This window comes from Kitasatospora sp. NPDC127121, from assembly GCF_042677305.1.
Classification (GTDB): Bacteria; Actinomycetota; Actinomycetes; order Streptomycetales; family Streptomycetaceae; genus Kitasatospora.
Genome location: NZ_JBHXTQ010000011.1, coordinates 85,709 through 106,627 on the forward strand (window position 1 = coordinate 85,709; position 20,919 = coordinate 106,627).

Genomic DNA, 20,919 nt, shown 5'->3' on the forward strand with positions numbered 1-20,919 from the left:
GGCGGGGGCCGGGCCCCCGGGGCGGGGCGCGCGGCCACGGCACCTCCATTCTTCGGCGGCGCCACTTTTCGGTGCATCCGCCCTTCGGCAGCGCGGCCACCCCGCACCACCGGCCACCTCCGCCGCACCGCCCACCTCCACAGCCCCGGCCGCACCGCGCACACCCGGCCGATCGGACGGCCCTTCGGCCGCGGGGGCGGTGTGTTGACGAACTGTTAGGTCTCTTGACAGACCAGTGGTCTAGTCCAACCATAAGCATGTCGATCCGACCGGGATGCACTGTGGGGGTGTGACCACCGGCGGCTGAGGCACTGCCCTGCCCTGCCCTGTCCCGCACCACCCCCGCTCCGTACGGCGTGCGCACACGCGTACCCGCCACCCGCCTCCGCGCGAGTCGGTGGGCTTCCGCGCGCCCGCACACCCGGACACCCAGCAGTCCCGCACGTCAGCACACCCGCACACCCGCACGTCCGGGCCCGCGCGGCCGACCCCACACGGCCGTCGCGCCCCGATCATGCGCGTATCCCCAACGTCCTGCCCCACCACGTATGTTGGAGAATCCATGCGTCTACGCAGAACCATCCAGGCGGCCCTGACGGCCTGTGCCACGCTGGCCGTGTCGGCCGGCCTGGTCGCCGCCGGGACGGGCTCCGCCCAGGCCGCGACCCCGCTCCCCAGCCGGGTCTTCGCCCCCTACTTCGAGTCCTGGACCGGGCAGAGCCCCGCCGCCCTGGCCGCCCAGTCCGGGGCCAAGCACCTGACGATGGCGTTCCTCCAGGCCGCCACCAAGGGCTCCTGCACCCCGTACTGGAACGGCGACACCTCAAAGCCGGTCTCCTCCTCGACCTTCGGCGCCGACATCGCCACCATCCGGGCCAACGGCGGGGACGTGATCCCCTCCTTCGGCGGCTACACCGCCGACAACACCGGCACCGAACTGGCCGACAGCTGCACCGACGTCAACCAGATCGCGGCAGCCTTCGAGAACCTCGTCACCACCTACGACGTCAGCCGGATCGACCTCGACATCGAGGACAACTCGCTGACCAACACGGCCGGAATCGACCGCCGCAACAAGGCGATCAAGATCGTGCAGGACTGGGCCGCCGCCAACGGGCGCAACGTCCAGTTCTCCTACACGCTGCCGACCACCACCACCGGGCTGGCCTCCAGCGGCCTCGCCGTGCTGAAGAACGCGGTCAGCAACAACGCCCGGATCGACGTCGTCAACATGATGACCTTCGACTACTACGACGGCGCCACCCACGACATGGCGGCCGACACCCAGACCTCCGCGCAGGGCCTCTACAACCAGCTCGCCAAGCTCTACCCGACCAAGACCCCCGCCCAGCTGTGGGGTTCGATCGGGATCACCGAGATGCCCGGCATCGACGACTACGGCGCGGCCGAGACCTTCACCGTGGCCAACGCCACCACCGTCTACAACTGGGCGGTGTCGAAGGGCATCAACACGCTGTCCTTCTGGGCGCTCCAGCGCGACAACGGCGGCTGCCCGGGCAAGGCGGGGGACGACTCCTGCTCCGGCATCAGCCAGAACACCTGGGACTTCACCCACATCTTCGCGCCGTTCACCAGCGGATCGACGGTGACCAACGACTTCTCCGTGGCCGTCAACCCCAACTCCGCGACGGTCACCGCTGGTTCGTCCACGTCCGCGGCCATCGCCACGGCGGTGACGGCGGGTTCGGCGCAGAACCTCAATCTGTCGGTCAGCGGCGCCCCGGCCGGCGTCACCGCCACCGTCACCCCCGGCAGCGTCACCGCCGGCACCGGCGCCACCCTCAACGTCACCACCACCTCGGCGGTGGCGCCCGGGAGTTACCAGCTGACGGTCACCGGCAGCGCGGCCTCCGGCAGTCACACCGGCGTTTTCACCCTGAACGTCACGGGCACCCAGCCCGGCAACGACTTCTCGGTCGCGGTGAACCCGAACTCCGGCACCGTGGCCGCTGGTTCGTCCACGTCCGCGGCCATCGCCACGGCGGTGACGGCGGGCTCGGCGCAGAACCTCAACCTGTCGGTCAGCGGCGCCCCGGCCGGCGTCACCGCCACCGTCACCCCCGGCAGCGTCACCGCCGGCACCGGCGCCACCCTCAACATCGCCACCACCTCGGCCGCCACGGCGGGCAGCTACCCGCTCACCGTGACCGCCACCGGGCCGTCCGGCACCCACACCGCCACGTACGCGCTGACCGTCACCGGGACGACCCCGCCGCCCACCGGCCTGGTCAACGGCGGCCTGGAGACCGGCAGCCTCGCCCCGTGGACCTGCCAGAGCGGCGGCGCCGTGGTCTCCACCCCGGTCCACTCCGGGTCCTACGCGCTCCAGGCGGCGGCGACCGCCGGCCAGACCGGCGAGTGCTCGCAGACCGTCACGCTGAAGGCCAACACCAGCTACACGCTGAGTGGTTGGGTGCAGGGCAACTACGCGTACCTCGGCGTCAGCGGTGACGCCACCGCCAGCTCCTGGACCAACGCCTCCGGCTGGACCAAGCTGACCGTCCCCTTCACCACCGGTGCCTCCGGCACCGTCACCGTGTACCTGCACGGCTGGTACGGCCAGGGCAACGTCTTCGGCGACGACTTCTCGATCGCCTGAGCTGCGCTTGACGACTGATGGCTGACGGCGACGGCTGACGGTCAACAGGGAACGGATAACAGATAACAGCTGACAGATTTCATTATCTGTCAGCTGTTATCTGTTCGTTGTTCGTTGTCCGCTGTTCGTCGCCGGCCGGCGGCCGGCGGCCGTCCGCCGTCAGCTCCCCGCCATCACCTCGGCCTCCGCCGCCTTCATCCGCCCGGGCCGGCACAGCGTCACGTACGCCGCCATCGCCAGCACTCCGCTCGCCAGGACGACCACCGCCAGCAGCACCGCCGACGGCCGGCCGCCGAGACTGCTCAGCGGTGCGACCACCGCCCCGCACAGGAAGTTGCCGGTGCCGAGCAGCGCCGACGCCGTCCCGGCCGCCCGCGGCTCGACCAGGCTGAGCGCCTGCGCGGCCGTGTTCGGCAGGACCACACCCATGCTGCCCATCATCACGAACAACGGCGGGCAGAACCCGACCAGCCCGAAGTCCCAGACCGCCGTCAGCAACACCAGCGCCACCCCGGCGACCACCGCCGTCGCCAGCCCGGCCAGCATCAGCCCCCGCGGAGCGAAGCGGCGCGCGAGTACCCGTCCGTTCAACTGCGTCATGACGACGATGGCCAGCGAGTTCGCCCCGAAGAGCAGGCTGTAGGTCTGCGGCGAGACCTGGTACACGTGCTGAAGCACCGTGGACGACCCGCTGATGTAGCCGAACAGCGCGCCGAAGGCGAAGGCGCTGGTCAGTGCCAGCCCGAGGAACGGCAGGTTGCGCAGCAACCGCCCCATCGTGCGCAGCGCCGCACCCACCCCGCCGGTGCCCCGGGCCTGCGTCGGCAGTGTCTCGCGCAGCGCCCCGAAGGCGGCCAGGGTCAGGAGCAGTCCGAGCGCGGTCAGCGCGCCGAAGGTGCCGCGCCACGACGTGAACCGCATCAGTTGCGCGCCGACGATCGGGGCGAGGATCGGCGCCAGCCCGGATATCAGCGCGATGGAGGCCAGGAACCGCAGCATCGCGACGCCCTGGAAGCGGTCCCGGGCGACGGCCCGGCCGATGACCAGCCCCGCGGATCCGGCCGCGCCCTGGATGAAGCGGGCGATGATCAGCACCGTCAGGCTCGGCGCGATCACGCACACCACGCTGGCCAGGGTGTAGAGGACGAGCCCCGCGAGCAGCGGCGGGCGGCGGCCGTAGCGGTCGCTGAGCGGTCCGAAGAGCAACTGCCCGGCCGCGACCCCGAACATGGAGAAGGTGAGGGTGAGCTGGACGGCGGCCGGTTCGGCGACCAGGTCGTCGGCGATCTCGGGCAGCCCGGGCAGGTAGAGGTCGGTGGTGAGCGGGCCGAGCGCCACGAGGCCGCCCAGGACGGCGATGGTGGCCCGGCCGGGGCGGGACTGGCCGGTGGTGGGGGCGGCGGAGGGAGCGGTCGACGTGTCGCCGGCAGGGCCGACGGTCGGGCCGGGCATGGGGCTCCTCACGGAACGGGGGACGGGACGGGGGCGGGACGGGTTTGTCCACGCCCCGTCCTATCGCAGCCCAGGCCGTTTCCGACAGCGGGGGTCCTCCCTCTGGTCCACCGTCGGCCACCCCGGCGGCACTCGCGCACGACGACGGCCCGCCCGCACCTGTCGGTGCCCGGCGGGCCGATCGGAGCCTGTCGGCGTACTCGGAGCCTCACGGCGTGCACGGCGCACGGCACCCGGCTCGGTGCACGGTGCTCGGCTCAGTGCACGGCACCCGGCTCAGTGCTTGGTGGGCCGCTCCGAGCGCAGGGCCGCCTGCACCGCCGCGCCGTCCTGCCACGCGTAGAGCTGGTTGCCGGTGAGCGTCACGTTGTAGTGCCCGCAGGTGCCACTGGCCTTGGCCGCGACGCCCTCGGGGAACCAGCCGGCCTTGAGCGACAGCGGCACCGAGTGCGCGGACTTGCCGGGCAGGCCGGTGCTGCAGCCGACGGGCAGCCGTCCTTCCGGAAGGGTGGCACGCAGCAGGCGGTCGTCGCCGGTGGTGGACATCAGGTACTTCACCGAGGAGGCGTTGTCGGGCAGCCAGGTCGGCATCGAACGGCGCTCGGCCTTGGCCTGGCTGCCGGTGTCGTAGGTGGCCTGCTCCTGGTGGCGTCCGTCGTACCAATCGGACACCCTCGGGCCGATTGCCACGGCGGCCACGGCGACGGCCATGCCGGTGCCCGCGACTCCCAGTGCGACCTTGCTCACGATGCCCTTCATGCCCGCCTGTCCTCTCCGTCTCCGGTTCCGGTCCGGTCGGCGAGGTCTGCCGTCCGGGTGTATCCATCGTGGCCCGTGCCGCGCCTCCGGAGCGTCACCACGAGGTCGCGATCTTGTCTCCATCCCACGGGGTACCGTCTCCACCTTCAGAGGTATGTCCAGCGACCCGGTCTCGGGGTTACACGGTGGGGCGCCCAGGCTGGCACACCGTCTTCAAGTGCCGCCCGGGCCTCGATCGAGCGTCACTCAAGCCGGTCTCCGGCGCAGCCCGGCCTGCTGCACCCGGATGCATCAGCGCGCCCCTGAGGCATCGTCGGGCCCGGTGCCGGCAACGGTGCCGGCCGCTGGTCGGATCACTGGTCGGAACTCTGGTCAGAGCACCGGCCGGACCGCCGATCAGAGCACCGGTCAGATCGGTACCGACACCGCCTCCGGCACCGGCACCGGCCGGGCGACCGGGAAGGGCCGGCCGTCGAGGGTCCAGTGCGGGTCGATGGGGCGCAGCAGCGAGGCGTACACCTGGGCGGCGACGTCCGGGTGGCGGATCTCCCCGGTGGGCGGGCCGGCCGGGATGCCGTGCCCGGCGCAGGCGACCCAGGCCGTGCGCTCCTCGACGGTGCGGCCGCCGTGGCCGCCGGCGTCGACGTGGCCGTGGTCGGTGACGACGATGACGGTCCACTGCTCGTCGGCGTGGTCGGCACGGCCGCGGACGGCGTCGAGCAGTCGGCCGAGGCGTTCGTCGGCGGTGCGCATGGCCGCCCGGTACTCGTCGCCGCAGCCGAGGAAGTGGGCGGTCTCGTCGACGGCGCCGAGGTAGACGAAGGAGGCTTCCGGGTCGGCGGTGCCCAGGACGTGGACGGCCTCGCGGGTGACCTCCTCGTCGACGGCCTCCCAGGCTTCGGGGGTGTCCTCGGCCGGGGCGATGTACGAGAGTCGGCCGGGGGCGCGGAACAGCGGGCCGCCGGACTCGTTGATCATCAGCGGGTCCCAGCCTGCCGCGACGAAGGTGCGGCGGCGGTCGCCGCGGGCGAGCCGGGTGGCGAAGTCGGGGAACACGTCGAGCCGGTTGCCGCCGAGGTGGTTGCCCCAGACACCGTGCTTGGCGGGCTCGACGCCGGTGACGATGGTGGCCCAGCACGGCCCGGACATGGTGGGCGTGGTGTCCGCCACGGTCACCGGCACCAGGAACCCGGCCTCGGCGAGTTCCTGGAGGCGCGGCATCGGCACGTGCTCCAGGTAGTCGTGGCGGACGCCGTCGATCCCGACGACGAGCACCCGGGGGCGGGGCCACTGGGCAGCGGACATGGCGGGGTTCCTTTCGGTCGTACACATCCGGCCGCGCCCGCCGAGGGCGCCGCCGACCGCGCCATGCTCCACCTCCCGCCGTACCGCCCGGCGTCCACCCGCCGAACGCGGGGTGTCCGCCGGGTGTCAGGCGGCCGTACGGACGAACCGGCGGTCGGCCTGGGCGAGTTGGGAGACCGGTCCGGCGGCGCGCAGCACGACGTCCAGGACGCGGTCCGGGTCGGCGGCGTAGCAGTGCGCGAACCACGGCAGGTTCGCCTCGACGACGGCCCAGTGCTCGGCCGGGTCGTACGGGTCCGCGATCGGGCCGACGTCCAGGGCGACGGCGCTGGGCAGGGTGTCGCCGACTGCCGCGAGCAGGCGCCGGGCGAAGGCGCCGGCCTCGGCGGTCAGCGGTGCCGGGTCGAGCCGGCCGAAGCGGGCGTAGCGGCTGCCGGTGAGCACCTCGCCGTCGCGGACGAACAGCCGGTACTCGGCGGCGAAGGTCACCGGCTCGCTGACCAGGACGGGCGTGTCGGGGCCGATCCGGTCGCCGGTGCGCGGCAGCCGGGTGCCGTCCGGGTAGACCGCGGGCGGGAGCGACTTGTCGGCGGGTGGCTTGACGAATGCCGGGCGGCGCAGCGTCCACGCCTCGGCGAGGGTGGTGAGCTCGATCCGGCGCCGGGTGAACTCCTCGGGCAGGCCGGTGAGCCAGTCGTCGTCGGGTTCGAGCAGGGCGAGGCCGAGCGGTCCGGCGATCCGGGCCGCGGAGAGCGGGCCGCCGTACCAGTGGACGGGCCGCCCCGCGAGGCGCTCGACCGTGGCCGGGCCGTCCAGGACGGCGGTGTCGAGGCCGCGCCGGGCGGCGGCCTGGGTGAGCAGCGCGGTGGTGCTGGTCCGCTGGGCGGAGCTGAGCAGCACGTGGTCCGCGCGCACCTCGCGCGCCGTCGCTGCCGGGTGGGGCACGGTTGCGGGCGCCCCACCCGGGCCTTCCTCACCCGGGCGCGCACCAACCGGGCCCGGCGCGGCGGGGCGGACCTCACCCGGGCCCGGCGCGGCGGCGCGCGTCACGGCGGGGCCCGGCGCGGCTGGGCGCGTCACGGCTGGGGGCGGAACTCGTGGACGACCTCGATGCGGCCGACGATGTTCCGGTTGAGCTCCGGCAACTCCTCAGCGGGGATCCAGAGTTCGAGGATCGTACGGCCGCCCGCCTGCCGCACCGGATAGCGGGCGAGGAAGGCGGTGTCGACCTCGAAGCGGGTGACGTAGCCGACGCCGGAGGCGGGGACGTTCCAGTCGCGGGCGATGCGGATCGCGTAGTCCTCGTTGAGGACGGGGTAGAAGATCGGCTGCTCGGGCAGCCGAGGCGGCCAGGCGCGCCGGCCGGACGCCTCGACCAGGGCCAGTTCCTCGGGGCCGGTGGGGCGCCAGAGGGTGGTGGTCGGGGCGGTGCCGGGCGTGGTGGGCTTGCTGTTCACGGTGGGCACGGTAGCCGGGCCGCGACGGTCCCGGCCACCGGAATTCCCGAGGTGGACGGCCCGTCAGTGGTAGGCGGACTCGCCGGTGATGGCCTCGCCCAGGATCAGGGTGTGGATCTCGCTGGTGCCCTCGTAGGTGAGCACCGACTCCAGGTTGTTGGCGTGCCGCAGCACCGGGTACTCGGTGGTGATGCCGTTGGCCCCGAGGACGGTCCGGGCGCTGCGGGCGATCTCCAGCGCCGTGCGGACGTTGTTGAGCTTGCCGAAGCTGATGTGCGGCGGGCGGGCCGCGCCCTCCTCCTTGAGCCGGCCGATCCGCAGGGCGACCAGGTAGGCCTTCTCCACCTCCAGCATCATCTCGACGAGCTTGTGCTGGGTGAGCTGGAATCCGGCGATCGGGCGGTCGAACTGGATCCGGCTCTTCGCGTAGTCGAGGGCGGCGGTGTAGCAGTCGCGGGCGGCGCCGACGGTGCCCCAGAGGATGCCGTAGCGGGCCTCGTTGAGGGAGGAGAGCGGTCCGCGCAGGCCGGTGACGCCCGGCAGGACGGCGTCGGCGGGCAGCACCACCTCGTCCAAGGCGAGTTCGCTCGTGACGGAGGCGCGCAGGGAGAGCTTGCCGTGCACGTCGGTGGCGGTCAGGCCGCGCGCTCCGCGCTCGACCAGGAAGCCGCGCACGCCCTCCTCGGTCTGCGCCCAGACGACGGCGACGTCGGCGATGCTGCCGTTGGTGATCCACATCTTGCTGCCGGAGAGCACCCAGTCGCCGCCCTTGCGCACCGCGCGGGTCCGCATGTTCGCCGGGTCGGAGCCGAAGTCCGGCTCGGTGAGGGCGAAGCAGCCGATCAGCTCACCCGCGGCCATGCCGGGCAGCCAGCGCTGCTTCTGCTCCTCGGAACCGAAGGCGTGGATCGAACGCATCGCGAGCGAGCCCTGCACCGAGACGAAGCTGCGCAGCCCGGAGTCGGCCGCCTCCAGCTCCATGCAGGCGACCCCGTACGCCACCGCGCCGGCGCCCGCGCAGCCGTAGCCGCCGAGGTGCATGCCGAGCACGCCGAGGGCGCCGAGTTCGGGGGCGAGTTCGCGGGCCGGGAAGACGCCGCGCTCGAACCAGTCGCCGATGTGCGGGCGGATCCGCTCCTCGGTGAACCTCCGGACGGTGTCGCGGATCAGCCGCTCCTCGTCGGAGAGCAGGTCGCCGACGGCGAGCAGGTCGGACGGGTCGATCCGGGTCGGCTTCGTCATCGAAGCTCCTTGTAGTGTCGGCGGGATATCGACGGGATCCCGGTCTCGGCGCAGTACCGGCGAGTATGGCGCAACCGCCCGGGCGGCGGGCGGGCGCGAGCGAGTGAGGAAGACGACATGGCGGGCGAGGCGTACGCGGTCGGTCAGGTGGCGGCGGAGGAGTTGGACGGCGCGGCGGAGGAACTGGCCGGGCTGCTGGTGGACACCGTCCACGGTGGCGGGTCGATCGGCTTCCTCGCGCCGCTGGGGCTGGCCGAGGCCGTGGCGTGGTGGCGGGCGCTGGCCCCGGAGGTCGCGGCGGAGCGGCTGCTGCTGTGGACGGTCCGGGCGGAGGCCGACGGGCGGCTCGCCGGGACGATCCAACTGCGCCGGGCGGTGCCCACGAACGGGCGGCACCGGGGCGAGGTCGCCAAGCTGATGGTGCATCCGGCGGACCGGGGGCAGCGGCTGGCCGGGCGACTGCTGGCGGTGCTGGAGGAGCGGGCGGCCGAGCTGGGGCTGCGGCTGCTGGTGCTGGACACCGAGACGGGCAGCCCGGCCGAGCGGCTGTACGAGGCGGCCGGGTGGACCCGGGTCGGTTCGGTGCCGGACTACGCGACCGACCCCGCGGGGGTCGCGCACCCGACGACGATCTTCTTCAAGGCGCTGGGCGGCTGACGGGCGCGCCGCTCACCCCACCCCGCTCACCCCACCCCGCACAGCCGCAGCAGCGCCGTCGTCGCCGCACCCGCAACCACCACCGCCGGAAACGGCGCCCGCCGCAGCGCGAGCACACCGGCGACCAGGACGCCGGCCGGGCGAGCCCAACCGGCGAAGCCCTGGCCCTGGGTGAGGGCACCGGTGGCGACCAGGGCGACCAGCAGGACGGCCGCGGCGACGGCGAGCAGGTGCCGCACGCGCTCCGAGAGGGCGAGCCGGTGGCCGAGGAGCGGCCCGGCGAGGCGGAAGGCGTACGTCCCGACGGCCAGCAGCAGCACGGCGTACAACGGCATCATCGGGCTTCCTCCCGCTCGACCACCGGGACGTCCGGTTCCTCGACCGACGCCCCCTTCCGCGACTCCCGCGGCTCCCGCAACTGCAGCGAGTTCTGCGGCTCCCGCACCTCACGCCCCTCCCGCACCTCACGACCGTCACGACCGTCACGCCCCTCGCGCGTTCCGGGCCGCCCGGCGAACAACAGCCCGACGAGGGCGAGCAGGACGGGCAGCCCCGCCGGGACGAACGGCGTGGCCGCGACCGCGACGACGGCGCCGGCCACGGCGGCGGTACGGACCCGGCGGTCCGCGAGCGAGGGCAGCACGAGCGCGAGCAGCACGGCGGGGAAGGCCGCGTCGAGGCCCAGCGCGTCCGTGTCCCCGATCAGCCCTCCGGCCAGGGCCCCGAGCACCACCGAGACGTTCCACACCACGAACAGCGCCAGCCCGCAGAGCCAGAACGCGGCCCGTCGCCGCCGCCCGTCGTCTTGCCGCAGGACGAACGCGGCGGTCTCGTCGGTGATCAGCTGCGCGCCGAACAGCCGCCGCCACCACGGACCGTCGAGCACGTCGGCCACGGCGAAGCCGAAGGGCAGCAGCCGGGCGTTGAGCACCAGCCCGGTGGCGACGGCGGCGAGCACACCGCCACCGGACAGCACCACGCCGACCGCCGCGAACTGGGAGCCGCCCGCGAAGACCAGGACGGAGAGCGCGACCGGCACCCACAGGGGCAGGCCGCCGGAGGCGCTGATCGCGCCGAAGGAGGCGCCGACGAGTGCGTCGGCGAGGCAGACGAGAGCGATGTCCCGAAGGGTGGCACGCTCCAGTGTTCGGAGTAGCGAACGCATGTCCACCAGCGTGAACCCATCGCCCGCCGTTCGTCAAGGCGAACGATTGGACCGACAGGGCGAACGGCGGGCAGATGCGGACAGCCGCCCTCACGAGTGGCAGCATGAACGGCACCAGCCGCACGGGGGCCGGAGAAGGAACCAGGAGAGAGCGTGAGTGGCAAGCATGAGTGACCGGACCACCCCGAGCGCGGGTTCCGGCGCGGATCTGATCGGCCTGATCTCCGTCTCCATCCGGCGCGAGCGCGAACGCGGCGGGCTGTCGATGGCGGAGCTGGCCCGGCGCGCGGGCATCGCCAAGTCGACGCTCTCCCAGCTGGAGTCGGGCGCGGGCAACCCGAGCGTGGAGACGCTCTGGGCCCTCGCCGTCGCGCTGAACGTACCGTTCAGCCGCCTGGTCGACCCCCCGCGCCCGGCGGTCAGGGTGATCCGGGCCGGCGAGGGCCCGGTGACCCACTCCGAGCGCGCCGACTACGCGGCGACCGTACTGTCCTCCTGCCCGCCGAACGCCCGGCGCGACATCTACCGGATCGAGGCGCAGCCGGGCGAGACCCGGGCCTCCGACCCGCACATGCCCGGCACCGTCGAGCACGTGCTGGTCGGCTCGGGCCGGGCGCTGGCCGGACCGACGGAGGCCCCGGTCGAGCTGGGCCCGGGCGACTACGTGAGCTACCCGGGCGACGCCCCGCACGTCTTCCGCGCACTGGCTCCGGACACCCTCGCGGTGATCGTCATGGAGCACATCTGACGTTCCGTCAAATGTGCTCCACTACTTCAACAGCCCGTCCAGGAAGGGGTTTCCGAACACCCGGTGCGGGTCGTGCCGGTCCAGGACGGCGACCGCCTCGTCCCAGCCCGGCCCGCCGCCGTCGCGCAGGCTCGCGGGGATGACCCGGCCGAGCAGGTCCGGGTCGGACCAGGCCGCGTCGGCGGTGTACGCCCAGCCCTTGGACCACTCGACCCGCAGGCCCGCCCGGGTGCCGTCGAAGGTGCGCAGCAGCCACTGCTCCAGGTCGCGGGCGAAGCGCTCCAGCCCCGGGGTGCCGGGGAAGGCCAGGACGTCGAGCCAGATCGCGGTATCCCACTCCGGGCGGTCCGCCCGAGGACGCAGCGCGGACAGCAGCGGCGGCCGCGCGCCGGGGACGCCGGAGGAGGTCGGGTCGTCCACGCCGGTGACCCGGATCTCCACCGCGCCGTTCACCGGGAACTCCCCCCGGGCCTGGTAGTCGGCCAGCAACTTCCGGTAGTAGGCGGCGAATTCGCTGACCACCCACTGGAGGTCGGCACGCTTGGCGAGGACCGCGTAGCCGTTGGCGGTCACCCGCAGGGTGGTGGGCCGGACGTACTGCAGCAGGCTGCGCGACGGGCCCCAGAGGTCGGAGCGCAGGCCACCGGCGAGCAGGTGGGTGATCAGGTCGCCGCTGAGCAGGTCGCGCAGCAGTCCGCCGGAGAGGAGGACGTCCGTGAGGTCGCCGGTGAGCGCCACCTTGGCGATCAGGTACTGGAGTTGGCCGAACAGCGGGGCCGATCCCCAGGCGCCGGCGAGGATCTGGCCGGCGAGCCGGGCGACCGGTTCCGGAATGCTGTCCGAGAAGGGGTAGTTGTAGGGCTGGTCGACGGGCAGGGAGCCCAGCGGCTTGGCCGGGGCGACACTCCAGGTCTTCAGCCAGGGGTACTCGGTGTAGGCGAACCAGATCGCCTCGACCCGGCCGTCGCGCTCGACGAAGTCGGCGAGGGTGCGCGGGCCGCCACCGCCGAGCAGGCCACCCAGGAGCCCGCCGCCCAGGATCCCACCGCCGCCTCCGGTGCCGGGGCGGGCGAACAGTTCACTGGCCGGGATGTCGAGACGGCTGACGCAGCGCAGCGGCCGGTCCGCGCCGGCCCGCAGCACGACCTCGGTGAGGAAGGCGCGGCCCAGGTGCACCAGGAAGGCGGCGCTGTCGGCCTCCGCGCGCTCGAAGGTGCGCAGGGTGTAGCGGCCGGTGACCGGGTCGAGGACGACGGCGGTGAGCCGGACGACCTGGTTGCTGACCGAGCCGTAGCCGTGCCCCTCCGGCCGGAGTTCGTGGGCGGCGGGTACGGCGGTGCCGTGGCCGCCGATGGCGAGCACCCCGCCGACGGTGAGTTCGCCGGGTGCCGGGCACGCGGTCAGGCCAAGGCCCCGGCCGGCCAGGTGGGCGAGCAGGTCCTCCATGGTGGCGCCGGTCTGGACCCGGACGGTGGTCGGCGAGTCGGCGGTCATCGCGGTGAGGTGGCGGCTGGTGTCCACGAGCAGGACGCGGGCGCTGTCCGGGGTCCCGTTGGCGACGGTGAGCGGCGCCCAGGTGTGCCGGTAGCCGGTGGCGCGCAGGCGCCAGCCGTTGGCGTGCGCCCAGTCGGCGAGCGCCGGCACCTCCTCGGGCGTGCGGGGCGCGCAGGTCCACAGCTGGTCGGTGCGGATCTCGCCGGACCAGTTCTGGAAGACCCGCTGGTACAACTCGGTGCCGGCGGGCAGGCCGGGCGGCACCGGGGTGGCCGCCTCGGCGCTGTCCGGGCCGATGGTGCCGCGCAGCAGCCAGGCCGCGCCGCCCAAGGCGGCCGAGGCGCCGAGCATCTGCCGCCTGGTGAGGCCGCCGCCCCTGGCGTTTCCACGAACCTTCCCGCGTCCGTTCCCCGCGTCCGGGACCGCGTCCGGGGCCGGGGCCGGGGCCGTCCTCGACTCCGTCCCCGGGTCCGTCCCCCCGCGGTCTTCCGTGCCCCCGGTCATGCCCCGCCCTGTCGTCGTCATGAGTCCGCCCCCACTAGCCGGTCACCCGCGCCGAGCGGCGGTGATGCCGCGCAGCGATGATGCCGAGCAGCAGCAGTGATGCCGAGCAGCGGCGATCCGGGTGGGGCCGGTGTGAATCCGGCCTGGGCAGGAGCGTACGAAGTGGCGTACGGCAGTTTGAAGCACTCCACGCAGCTATTCATCCATTCGGGTGATCATGTTCCGGGCCGCGGCCGCTCCGGGCGCAGCGCGGAGCGGTGCGTGCGTCCGCCCCGGGCGGCTCCGTCCCGGCTGCCACGCGAAACCCTTGTCCACCGCCCGGACCTGCGCATACGTTGATCTTTTCCACCTCGTGCCCGGAGACACCGCCATGCCCGCACCCCTGATCGCCGCCACCACCGCCACCGCCGCCCCCACTGCCACCGTCACCGTGGCCGTCGCCCAGCCCGCCTGCGCCGACGCCGGCCGCCCGGACACCGTGGCCGTGAACGTCGAACGGCACGCGCAGGCCGTACGGGAGGCCGCCGCGCGCCTGGTGGTGTTCCCCGAGCTGTCCCTGACCGGCTACGACCTGGCCGCACCCGCGCTCGGCCCGGCCGATCCGCGCCTCGCCCCGCTGGTCGCCGCCTGCGCCGCGACCGGCACGACCGCCCTGGTCGGCGCGCCGGTCACCGAGCCCGACGGGGGCGAGTCCATCGCCACCCTGGCCGTCACCGGCGAAGGCGCCGTCGTCGTGTGTCGGAAGACGCGGCTGCACGGCGCCGAGCACGACCGGTTCACCCCCGGCCACGGGCCCGCCGTCCTGGAACTGGACGGCCTGCGGTTCGGCCTCGCGATCTGCGCCGACGCCGCCGATCCCGCGCACGCCGAGGAGACCGCCGCGCTCGGCATCGACGCCTACGTCGCCTCCACCCTGTACGGCGCGGGGCCCGCGCAGGCCGCCCGCCGGGACGGGCACCTCCGCGACCGCGCCGCCACCCACGGGGTGTGGGCCGTGCTGGCCACTTCCGCCGGGGCGAGCGGCGAGCAGCCGCAGACCTCGGGCGGCTCCGGCTTCTGGGCGCCGGGCGGCGCCCTGGTCGCCCAGGCCGGCACCACGCCGGGCGAACTGGTCCGCGCCGAACTGCCCCGGCGGTAACGACGGGCGCGGCCGAGCTGTCCCGGCGGTAACGACCGGACGCGACGGTAACGACCGGATGCGGCCTGGCGGACCCGGCGGCAACGACGGGCGCGGCCCGGCCGTAACCGTGGATGCGGCCGGGCCGGAACGGCGAGCGTGGCCGGGCTGCAACACCGGATGCGGCCGGGCGGAAATACCCGGGGCCCGCGCGCGGCTGTGGTGATCGGAGACCGCTCGGGGCCGGACCACCGGCCCGTTCAGGAGGTGCAGCGCGTGATGGGTGACGAGCAGGAGAACCAGCGGGAGTACCGCGTCGAGCACGACTCGATGGGCGAGGTCCGGGTGCCGGCCGCCGCGAAGTGGCAGGCGCAGACGCAGCGGGCGGTGGAGAACTTCCCGGTGTCCGGACAGCGGCTGGAGCGCGCGCACATCGCCGCGCTGGCCGGGATCAAGGCCGCCGCGGCCCGGGTGAACGCCCGTCTCGGCGTCCTGGACGAGGACACGGCGGCGGCGATCGCGGCGGCGGCCGAGGAGGTCGCCGAGGGGCGGTGGGACGACGAGTTCCCGGTGGACGTGTTCCAGACCGGTTCGGGCACCTCGTCCAACATGAACGCCAACGAGGTGATCGCCACCCTGGCCGCCGAGCGGCTGGGCCGCCCGGTCCACCCGAACGACCACGTGAATGCCAGCCAGTCGTCCAACGACGTCTTCCCGTCCTCGATCCACATCGCCGCCACCGCCGCCGTCACGCACGACCTGATCCCGGCGCTGGAGCACCTGGCGGAGGCGCTGGAACGCAAGGCCGCCGAGTTCGCGCAGGTGGTCAAGTCGGGCCGGACGCACCTGATGGACGCCACGCCGGTCACCCTCGGCCAGGAGTTCGGCGGCTACGCCGCTCAGGTGCGGCACGGGCGGGAGCGGCTGCTGGCGACGCTCCCCCGGGTCGCCGAACTGCCCCTCGGCGGCACGGCGGTGGGCACCGGGATCAACACCCCACCGGGCTTCCCGGCGGCGGTGATCGAGGAGGTCGCCCGCACCACCGGCCTGCCGCTGACCGAGGCCCGGGACCACTTCGAGGCGCAGGGCGCCCGCGACGCCCTGGTCGAGCTGAGCGGGCAACTGCGCACGGTGGCCGTCGGCTTCACGAAGATCGCGAACGACCTGCGGTGGATGGGCTCGGGCCCGCGCACCGGCCTCGGCGAGATCAACCTGCCGGACCTGCAACCCGGTTCGTCGATCATGCCGGGCAAGGTGAACCCGGTGCTCCCCGAGGTGGTGCTGATGGTCGCCGCCCAGGTGGTCGGCAACGACGCGACGGTCACCCTGGCCGGCGCGAGCGGCAACTTCGAGCTGAACGTGATGCTCCCGGTGCTCGCCCGCAACGTGCTGGAGTCGGTGCGGCTGCTCGCCAACAGCGCCCGGCTGCTCGCGGACCGGACGGTGGACGGCATCACCGCCAACGTCGAACGGGCCCGGGAGTACGCGGAGTCCTCCCCCTCGGTGGTCACCCCGCTGAACCGCTACCTCGGGTACGAGGAGGCGGCGAAGGTCGCCAAGCAGGCGCTGGCCGAACGGAAGACGATCCGACAGGTCGTGCTGGAGCACGGCTACGTGGAACAGGGCAAGCTCACCCGGGAACAGCTCGACGAGGCCCTGGACGTCCTGCGGATGACCCGCCCGTGACGGCCACCCACCCGCCCATGACGGCCAACGACCCACCCGTGACGGCCGCGGCTCCCTGACGACGTGCGCCGGGGCGCGGAGGACGGTTCGGCCCTCCACGCCCCGGACGCGGACTGTCAGTGACGTCAGCCCTTGGCGCGGCCGGCCCGGCCGAGCCGCATCGCTGCTCCGTTCGCCGTGATCGTGGCCATCGAGATCGCCGCGAGACCGAGCAGGAACATCACGGCGCCGACGATGACGCAGGTGACGATGTTCCTACCCTGCGCGGCCGATCCGGAGACGAGCCAGGGAGAGACGATCGTCCACGCACCGAGCACGGTGGCCGCCCAGGCCCTCGCGTGGGTGCGCTCGTAGGCCGACCCGTATCCCGCCATCAGCACGCAGTAGGCCAGGCCGACGATCAGGCAGGTCACGGTCAGCGTGTTGAAGGCGGTGAAGCCGACGATCCATGGCGATGCCGCCAGGAACAGGCCGGCCAGCACGGCCAGGGCCTCCGTGGCCTGGGCGCGCGGGGTCGAGGTGATCCGCTCGTAGTGCTCCCGGAGTTCGACGATGTCCGGGTGATGCTCCATGCCCATCGGAATCTGGGTAGACACCGATACCACCTCCTATGGTTCGGAACATGGAGGGCTCTTGCCCCGTACCCATTCTGGCGCTTATCCGATGATTTGCGCCCTTTGGCCACAAATGATCGATAACCATCCGATCACGCCGGTGACCTGCGTCTCACCACTCCGGACCCCCATTGCCTATGCAATTCGTTGCATAGCAGGATGCGGGACATGGCACTGGAGCACGCGATCCTCGTCTCACTGCTGGAGCAGCCGGGCTCGGGCTACGAACTGGCCCGGCGCTTCGACCGCTCCATCGGGCGCTTCTGGACCGCCACCCACCAGCAGATCTACAAGGTGCTGCGGCGGATGGAGGCCGACGGCTGGGTCGCCGCCGAGGAGGTCGCCCAGGACGGCCGGCCGGACAAGAAGGTCTACTCGGCGGCCGACGCCGGACGGGCCGTGCTCGCCGACTGGCTGCGCGAACCGGTCGAGCCGGAGTCCGTCCGACACGAGCTCGCGGTCAAGATCCGCGCCGCCGCCTTCGACGACCCGGCCGCGCTGATCTCCGAGGTCGAACGGCACCGCGAGGGCCACGCCGCCCTGCTCGCCCGCTACCTGCACGGCGAGCAGCGCGACTTCCCCGACCTCACCGCGCTCGACACCCGGCAGGAGCTCCAGCACGTGGTGCTGCGCGGCGGCATCGAGTACGAGCGGATGACCCTCGCCTGGCTCGACGACGTGCTCGCCACCCTGCACCGCCTCGCCGCGGGTGACAGACAACAGGTAACAGATAACAGAATCTGAAATCTGTTAGTTGTCATCTGTTATCTGTTCGCTGTTCGCCGCCACCCAGCAGCCACCACCCGCCGCCCCTCACCCTCGACCCCCGGGAGCCCGTGATGCTCTTCAACCCGCGTACGTACGACCCCGCGCAGTTCGACGAGCCGACCCGCCGGCTGCTGCGCGCGACCGTGGACTGGTTCGAGTCCCGCGGCAAGAAGGCGCTGATCGACACCTACGTCGACCGCACCTGGTACGCCGACTTCCTCGAATTCGCCGCCAAGGAGGGCCTGTTCGCGGAGTTCCTGACCCCGTCCGCGGCCGACCCGGGCAAGCGCTGGGACACCTCCCGGATCGCCGAGCTGAACGAGATCCTGGGCTTCTACGGCCTCGGCTACTGGTACACCTGGCAGGTCACCATTCTCGGCCTCGGGCCGGTCTGGCAGAGCAAGAACGAGGCCGTCCGGGCCCGCGCCGCCAAGCTTCTGACGGAGAGTCACGTCATGGCGTTCGGGCTCTCCGAGCGCACCCACGGCGCCGACATCTACTCCACCGACATGATCCTCACCCCGGACGGCGAGGGCGGTTTCACCGCGACCGGCTCCAAGTACTACATCGGCAACGGCAACGTGGCCGGCCTGGTCTCGGTGTTCGGCCGCCGCTCCGACGTCGAGGGCCCCGAGGGCTACGTCTTCTTCGCCGCCGACAGCCGCCACGACGCGTACCACCTGGTCAAGAACGTCGTGAACGCCCAGATGTACGTCAGCGAGTTCCGGCTGGAGGGCTACCCGGTGCGCGCCGAGGACGTGCTGCACACCGGGCAGGCCGCCTTCGACGCCGCGCTGAACACCGTCAACGTCGGCAAGTTCAACCTCTGCACGGCCTCGGTCGGCATCTGCGAGCACGCGATGTACGAGGCCGTCACGCACGCCCACAACCGGGTGCTGTACGGCCGGAAGGTCACCGACTTCCCCCACGTGCGGCGGGAGTTGACCGACGCGTACGCCCGCCTGGTGGCGATGAAGATGTTCAGTGCGCGGGCCGTGGACTACTTCCGCACCGCCTCCCCCGAGGACCGCCGTTACCTGCTGTTCAACCCGATGACCAAGATGAAGGTCACCACCGAGGGCGAGAAGGTCATCGACCTGATGTGGGACGTCATCGCGGCCAAGGGCTTCGAGGCGGACACCTACTTCGACAAGGCGGCGAAGGACATCCGCGGCCTGCCGAAGCTGGAGGGCACCGTCCACGTCAACCTGGCGCTGATCCTCAAGTTCATGGGCAACTACCTGTTCGCCCCGAGCGACTACGCCCCGGTGCCGACCCGGCTGGACGCCACCGATGACGCCTTCCTGTTCCGCCAGGGTGCGGCACGCGGCCTCGGCGCGATCCGTTTCCACGACTGGCGCACCGCGTACGACCGCCACACCCAGCTGCCGAACGTCGCCCGCTTCCGCGAACAGGCCGACGGCTTCTGCGAGTTGCTCCTCAGCCACGCGCCGAGCAAGGAGCAGCAGGCGGACCTGGACTTCCTGCTGGAGATCGGCCAGCTGTTCGCGCTGATCGTCTACGGCCAGCTGGTGCTGGAGCAGGCGGAGCTGACCGGCCTGGACGAGGACGTCCTGGACCAGATCTTCGACGCGCTGGTCCGCGACTTCTCCGCGCACGCGACCGAGCTGCACGGCAAGGCCTCGACGACCCCGGAGCAGGCCGCCTGGGCGTTGGCGAACGTGCGCCGGCCGGTCGCCAACGCGGAGCGGGCCGCCGCCGTGTGGGCCCGGGTCGAGGAGCTGTCGGGCGCGTACGAGATGCGGCCGTAGCCGCCGCGCAGAACGAGGAACGAGCCCGGGGGTGCGGGCCGGGAATACGGGCCGCCCCCTCGGCCCCCCGGCCCGCACCCCAGGCCCGCGCCCTCGGTGCCCCGCCCGACGCCGCCCGGACGTACCGTGGAACACGGAGGGCGCGTCATGCACGGCACCGGGACCCACTTCACCGACCGGACCGACGCGGGCCGGCGGCTGGCCGCCCGCGTGGGCCACTTGGGCGGCGCCGACACCGTGGTGGTGGCCCTGCCCAGGGGCGGGGTTCCGGTGGCCGCCGAGGTGGCGGCCGCGCTCGGCGCGCCGCTGGACATCTGCGTGATCCGCAAGCTCGGCGTGCCCTACCAGCCCGAGCTGGGCATGGGGGCGATCGGCGAGGACGGCGTCCGGGTGCTGAACGAGCAGGTCATCCGGCTGGCCGGGGTCGGCGACGACCAGCTGGCCGCCGTGGAGCGGCGCGAGCGCACCGAGTTGGAGCGCCGGGCCCGCCGCTACCGGGGCGGCCGCCCGCCCGCCGACCTGCGCGGCCGCACGGTGATCGTGGTGGACGACGGCGTCGCCACCGGCTCCACCGCCCGGGCCGCCTGCCGGATCGTCCGGGCCCGGGGCGCGGCCCGGGTGGTGCTCGCCGTCCCGGTGGCCCCGGCGGACTGGACGGAGCGCCTGTCCGAGGTCGCCGACGAGCTGGTCTGCGTCGGTACGCCGTCGCCGTTCTTCTCGATCGGCGAGTTCTACGGGGACTTCGCGCAGACCGGCGACGAGGAGGTCCTACGGCTGCTCGCCGAGGCCGCGGGCGGGCGGCGCGCGCCAGGGCCGGTGGGCGTGGACCGCGAGCTGGTCCTGCGCGCCGCCGGTGTGCGCCTCGCCGGCCGGCTGACCGTCCCCGCCGCACCGAGCGGCATCGTGCTCTTCGCGCACGGCAGCGGCAGCGGCCGGCGCAGCCCGCGCAACCGTCACGTCGCCCGGTACCTGAACCGCTCCGGGCTGGCCACGCTGCTGTTCGACCTGCTCACCGAGGCCGAGGAGCCGGACCGCCGCAAGGTGTTCGACGTCGGTCTGCTCGGTGACCGGCTGACCGCCGTCGCCGAGGAGCTGGGCCGGCTGGAGGAGACCCGCGGCCTGCCGCTCGGCCTCTTCGGCGCCAGCACCGGCGCCGCGGCCGCGCTGCACACCGCCGCCGCCCTGCACACCGCCACCTCGCTCGGGCCCGCCGTCGGCGCGGTGGTCTCCCGCGGCGGGCGCCCCGACCTCGCCGGTCCCGACGTCCTGGGCCGGGTGAGCGCCCCGACGCTGCTCGTGGTCGGCGGCCTGGACACCACCGTGATCGACCTGAACCGGCGGGCCCGGACCCGGCTGCACTGCGTGAGCGAACTGGCGGTGGTGCCGGGTGCGGGCCATCTGTTCGAGGAGCCGGGCACGTTGGACCAGGTCGCCGAGCTCGCCGGGGCCTGGTTCCTGCGCCACCTCGCACCGCCCGGGACCGTCCAGGAGCCGGTGTCGCGAACCCCGTGAACCGGCCCCGATCGGCAGCACATTTTGCGCAGCCGAATGCGGGATTT

At 73.2% G+C, this 20,919-nt stretch carries 18 protein-coding genes; 8 read left to right on the forward strand and 10 right to left on the reverse strand.

What is annotated here, in order from left to right; genetic code table 11:
* The first annotated feature begins 562 nt into the window (after positions 1–562).
* Entirely contained in the window at positions 563–2,620 is a 2,058-nt protein-coding gene (locus ACFVHI_RS09040) for a glycosyl hydrolase family 18 protein (RefSeq protein WP_380337157.1), read from the forward strand.
* A gap of 159 nt (positions 2,621–2,779) precedes the next feature.
* Here ACFVHI_RS09040 and ACFVHI_RS09045 read toward each other — a convergent pair whose 3' ends face one another.
* From ACFVHI_RS09045 to ACFVHI_RS09070, 6 genes are all read right to left on the reverse strand, one after another.
* The gene (locus tag ACFVHI_RS09045; RefSeq protein ID WP_063349901.1) at positions 2,780–4,072 is read right to left on the reverse strand and encodes a multidrug effflux MFS transporter; all 1,293 of its coding nucleotides are present in this window, start codon (positions 4,070–4,072) and stop codon (positions 2,780–2,782) included.
* Positions 4,073–4,348: 276 nt separating this feature from the next.
* Entirely contained in the window at positions 4,349–4,831 is a 483-nt protein-coding gene (locus ACFVHI_RS09050) for a hypothetical protein (protein ID WP_063349900.1), read from the reverse strand.
* 408 nt (positions 4,832–5,239) lie between these two features.
* Positions 5,240–6,136, reverse strand: coding sequence for an alkaline phosphatase family protein (locus tag ACFVHI_RS09055; protein ID WP_063349899.1), 897 nt, complete (start codon positions 6,134–6,136; stop codon positions 5,240–5,242).
* 126 nt (positions 6,137–6,262) lie between these two features.
* Complete coding sequence (locus ACFVHI_RS09060; RefSeq protein WP_380337248.1) at positions 6,263–7,036, reverse strand: ATP-grasp domain-containing protein; 774 nt, start codon at positions 7,034–7,036, stop codon at positions 6,263–6,265.
* A 176-nt stretch (positions 7,037–7,212) separates the two neighbouring features.
* On the reverse strand, positions 7,213–7,593 hold the full coding sequence (locus ACFVHI_RS09065; protein ID WP_063351514.1) for a hypothetical protein: 381 nt from the start codon (positions 7,591–7,593) through the stop codon (positions 7,213–7,215).
* Positions 7,594–7,656: 63 nt separating this feature from the next.
* Positions 7,657–8,835: an acyl-CoA dehydrogenase family protein gene (locus ACFVHI_RS09070; protein ID WP_380337161.1), complete on the reverse strand. Its 1,179-nt coding sequence runs from the start codon at positions 8,833–8,835 to the stop codon at positions 7,657–7,659.
* 117 nt (positions 8,836–8,952) lie between these two features.
* On the opposite strand from ACFVHI_RS09070, the gene ACFVHI_RS09075 reads away from it, so the two are divergent.
* Complete coding sequence (locus ACFVHI_RS09075) at positions 8,953–9,492, forward strand: GNAT family N-acetyltransferase (protein WP_380337164.1); 540 nt, start codon at positions 8,953–8,955, stop codon at positions 9,490–9,492.
* A gap of 26 nt (positions 9,493–9,518) precedes the next feature.
* On the opposite strand, the gene ACFVHI_RS09080 is transcribed toward ACFVHI_RS09075, so the two are convergent.
* Positions 9,519–9,827 carry an AzlD domain-containing protein gene (locus ACFVHI_RS09080; protein WP_063349896.1) on the reverse strand — a complete coding sequence of 103 codons (309 nt, stop codon included), beginning with the start codon at positions 9,825–9,827 and terminating at the stop codon, positions 9,519–9,521.
* A complete protein-coding gene (locus ACFVHI_RS09085; RefSeq protein ID WP_380337167.1) occupies positions 9,827–10,657 on the reverse strand; it encodes an AzlC family ABC transporter permease in 831 nt (276 codons plus the stop codon). The genes ACFVHI_RS09080 and ACFVHI_RS09085 overlap by 1 nt, the downstream gene beginning before the upstream one ends.
* A 166-nt stretch (positions 10,658–10,823) precedes the next feature.
* On the opposite strand from ACFVHI_RS09085, the gene ACFVHI_RS09090 reads away from it, so the two are divergent.
* A complete protein-coding gene (locus tag ACFVHI_RS09090) occupies positions 10,824–11,405 on the forward strand; it encodes a helix-turn-helix domain-containing protein (protein WP_063349894.1) in 582 nt (193 codons plus the stop codon).
* 21 nt (positions 11,406–11,426) lie between these two features.
* On the opposite strand, the gene ACFVHI_RS09095 is transcribed toward ACFVHI_RS09090, so the two are convergent.
* Entirely contained in the window at positions 11,427–13,250 is a 1,824-nt protein-coding gene (locus ACFVHI_RS09095) for a cholesterol oxidase substrate-binding domain-containing protein (protein ID WP_380337170.1), read from the reverse strand.
* Between the two features lie 523 nt (positions 13,251–13,773).
* On the opposite strand from ACFVHI_RS09095, the gene ACFVHI_RS09100 reads away from it, so the two are divergent.
* The gene (locus ACFVHI_RS09100) at positions 13,774–14,541 is read left to right on the forward strand and encodes a carbon-nitrogen hydrolase family protein (RefSeq protein ID WP_380337173.1); all 768 of its coding nucleotides are present in this window, start codon (positions 13,774–13,776) and stop codon (positions 14,539–14,541) included.
* A gap of 258 nt (positions 14,542–14,799) precedes the next feature.
* On the forward strand, positions 14,800–16,206 hold the full coding sequence (locus ACFVHI_RS09105) for an aspartate ammonia-lyase (RefSeq protein WP_063349891.1): 1,407 nt from the start codon (positions 14,800–14,802) through the stop codon (positions 16,204–16,206).
* Between the two features lie 125 nt (positions 16,207–16,331).
* On the opposite strand, the gene ACFVHI_RS09110 is transcribed toward ACFVHI_RS09105, so the two are convergent.
* The gene (locus ACFVHI_RS09110) at positions 16,332–16,802 is read right to left on the reverse strand and encodes an SPW repeat protein (protein ID WP_063349890.1); all 471 of its coding nucleotides are present in this window, start codon (positions 16,800–16,802) and stop codon (positions 16,332–16,334) included.
* 186 nt (positions 16,803–16,988) lie between these two features.
* Here ACFVHI_RS09110 and ACFVHI_RS09115 point away from each other — a divergent pair, with 186 nt between their 5' ends.
* The 3 genes from ACFVHI_RS09115 (at position 16,989) to ACFVHI_RS09125 (ending at position 20,872) form a co-directional block, all read left to right on the forward strand.
* The gene (locus ACFVHI_RS09115; RefSeq protein WP_063349889.1) at positions 16,989–17,564 is read left to right on the forward strand and encodes a PadR family transcriptional regulator; all 576 of its coding nucleotides are present in this window, start codon (positions 16,989–16,991) and stop codon (positions 17,562–17,564) included.
* Positions 17,565–17,659: 95 nt separating this feature from the next.
* Positions 17,660–19,360 carry an acyl-CoA dehydrogenase family protein gene (locus ACFVHI_RS09120; RefSeq protein WP_380337177.1) on the forward strand — a complete coding sequence of 567 codons (1,701 nt, stop codon included), beginning with the start codon at positions 17,660–17,662 and terminating at the stop codon, positions 19,358–19,360.
* A 147-nt stretch (positions 19,361–19,507) separates the two neighbouring features.
* The gene (locus tag ACFVHI_RS09125; protein WP_380337180.1) at positions 19,508–20,872 is read left to right on the forward strand and encodes a phosphoribosyltransferase family protein; all 1,365 of its coding nucleotides are present in this window, start codon (positions 19,508–19,510) and stop codon (positions 20,870–20,872) included.
* Positions 20,873–20,919: the final 47 nt, after the last annotated feature.

Coding starts and splice junctions, on each gene's coding strand:
- ACFVHI_RS09080 (WP_063349896.1), bottom strand. CDS start 9,827: ATGCCGTTGTACGCCGTGCTGCTGCTGGCCGTCGGGACGTACGCCTTC.
- ACFVHI_RS09070 (WP_380337161.1), bottom strand. CDS start 8,835: ATGACGAAGCCGACCCGGATCGACCCGTCCGACCTGCTCGCCGTCGGC.
- ACFVHI_RS09105 (WP_063349891.1), top strand. CDS start 14,800: ATGGGTGACGAGCAGGAGAACCAGCGGGAGTACCGCGTCGAGCACGAC.
- ACFVHI_RS09075 (WP_380337164.1), top strand. CDS start 8,953: ATGGCGGGCGAGGCGTACGCGGTCGGTCAGGTGGCGGCGGAGGAGTTG.
- ACFVHI_RS09040 (WP_380337157.1), top strand. CDS start 563: ATGCGTCTACGCAGAACCATCCAGGCGGCCCTGACGGCCTGTGCCACG.
- ACFVHI_RS09050 (WP_063349900.1), bottom strand. CDS start 4,831: ATGAAGGGCATCGTGAGCAAGGTCGCACTGGGAGTCGCGGGCACCGGC.
- ACFVHI_RS09085 (WP_380337167.1), bottom strand. CDS start 10,657: ATGCGTTCGCTACTCCGAACACTGGAGCGTGCCACCCTTCGGGACATC.
- ACFVHI_RS09120 (WP_380337177.1), top strand. CDS start 17,660: ATGCTCTTCAACCCGCGTACGTACGACCCCGCGCAGTTCGACGAGCCG.
- ACFVHI_RS09095 (WP_380337170.1), bottom strand. CDS start 13,250: ATGCTCGGCGCCTCGGCCGCCTTGGGCGGCGCGGCCTGGCTGCTGCGC.
- ACFVHI_RS09115 (WP_063349889.1), top strand. CDS start 16,989: ATGGCACTGGAGCACGCGATCCTCGTCTCACTGCTGGAGCAGCCGGGC.
- ACFVHI_RS09100 (WP_380337173.1), top strand. CDS start 13,774: ATGCCCGCACCCCTGATCGCCGCCACCACCGCCACCGCCGCCCCCACT.
- ACFVHI_RS09125 (WP_380337180.1), top strand. CDS start 19,508: ATGCACGGCACCGGGACCCACTTCACCGACCGGACCGACGCGGGCCGG.
- ACFVHI_RS09090 (WP_063349894.1), top strand. CDS start 10,824: ATGAGTGACCGGACCACCCCGAGCGCGGGTTCCGGCGCGGATCTGATC.
- ACFVHI_RS09055 (WP_063349899.1), bottom strand. CDS start 6,136: ATGTCCGCTGCCCAGTGGCCCCGCCCCCGGGTGCTCGTCGTCGGGATC.
- ACFVHI_RS09045 (WP_063349901.1), bottom strand. CDS start 4,072: ATGCCCGGCCCGACCGTCGGCCCTGCCGGCGACACGTCGACCGCTCCC.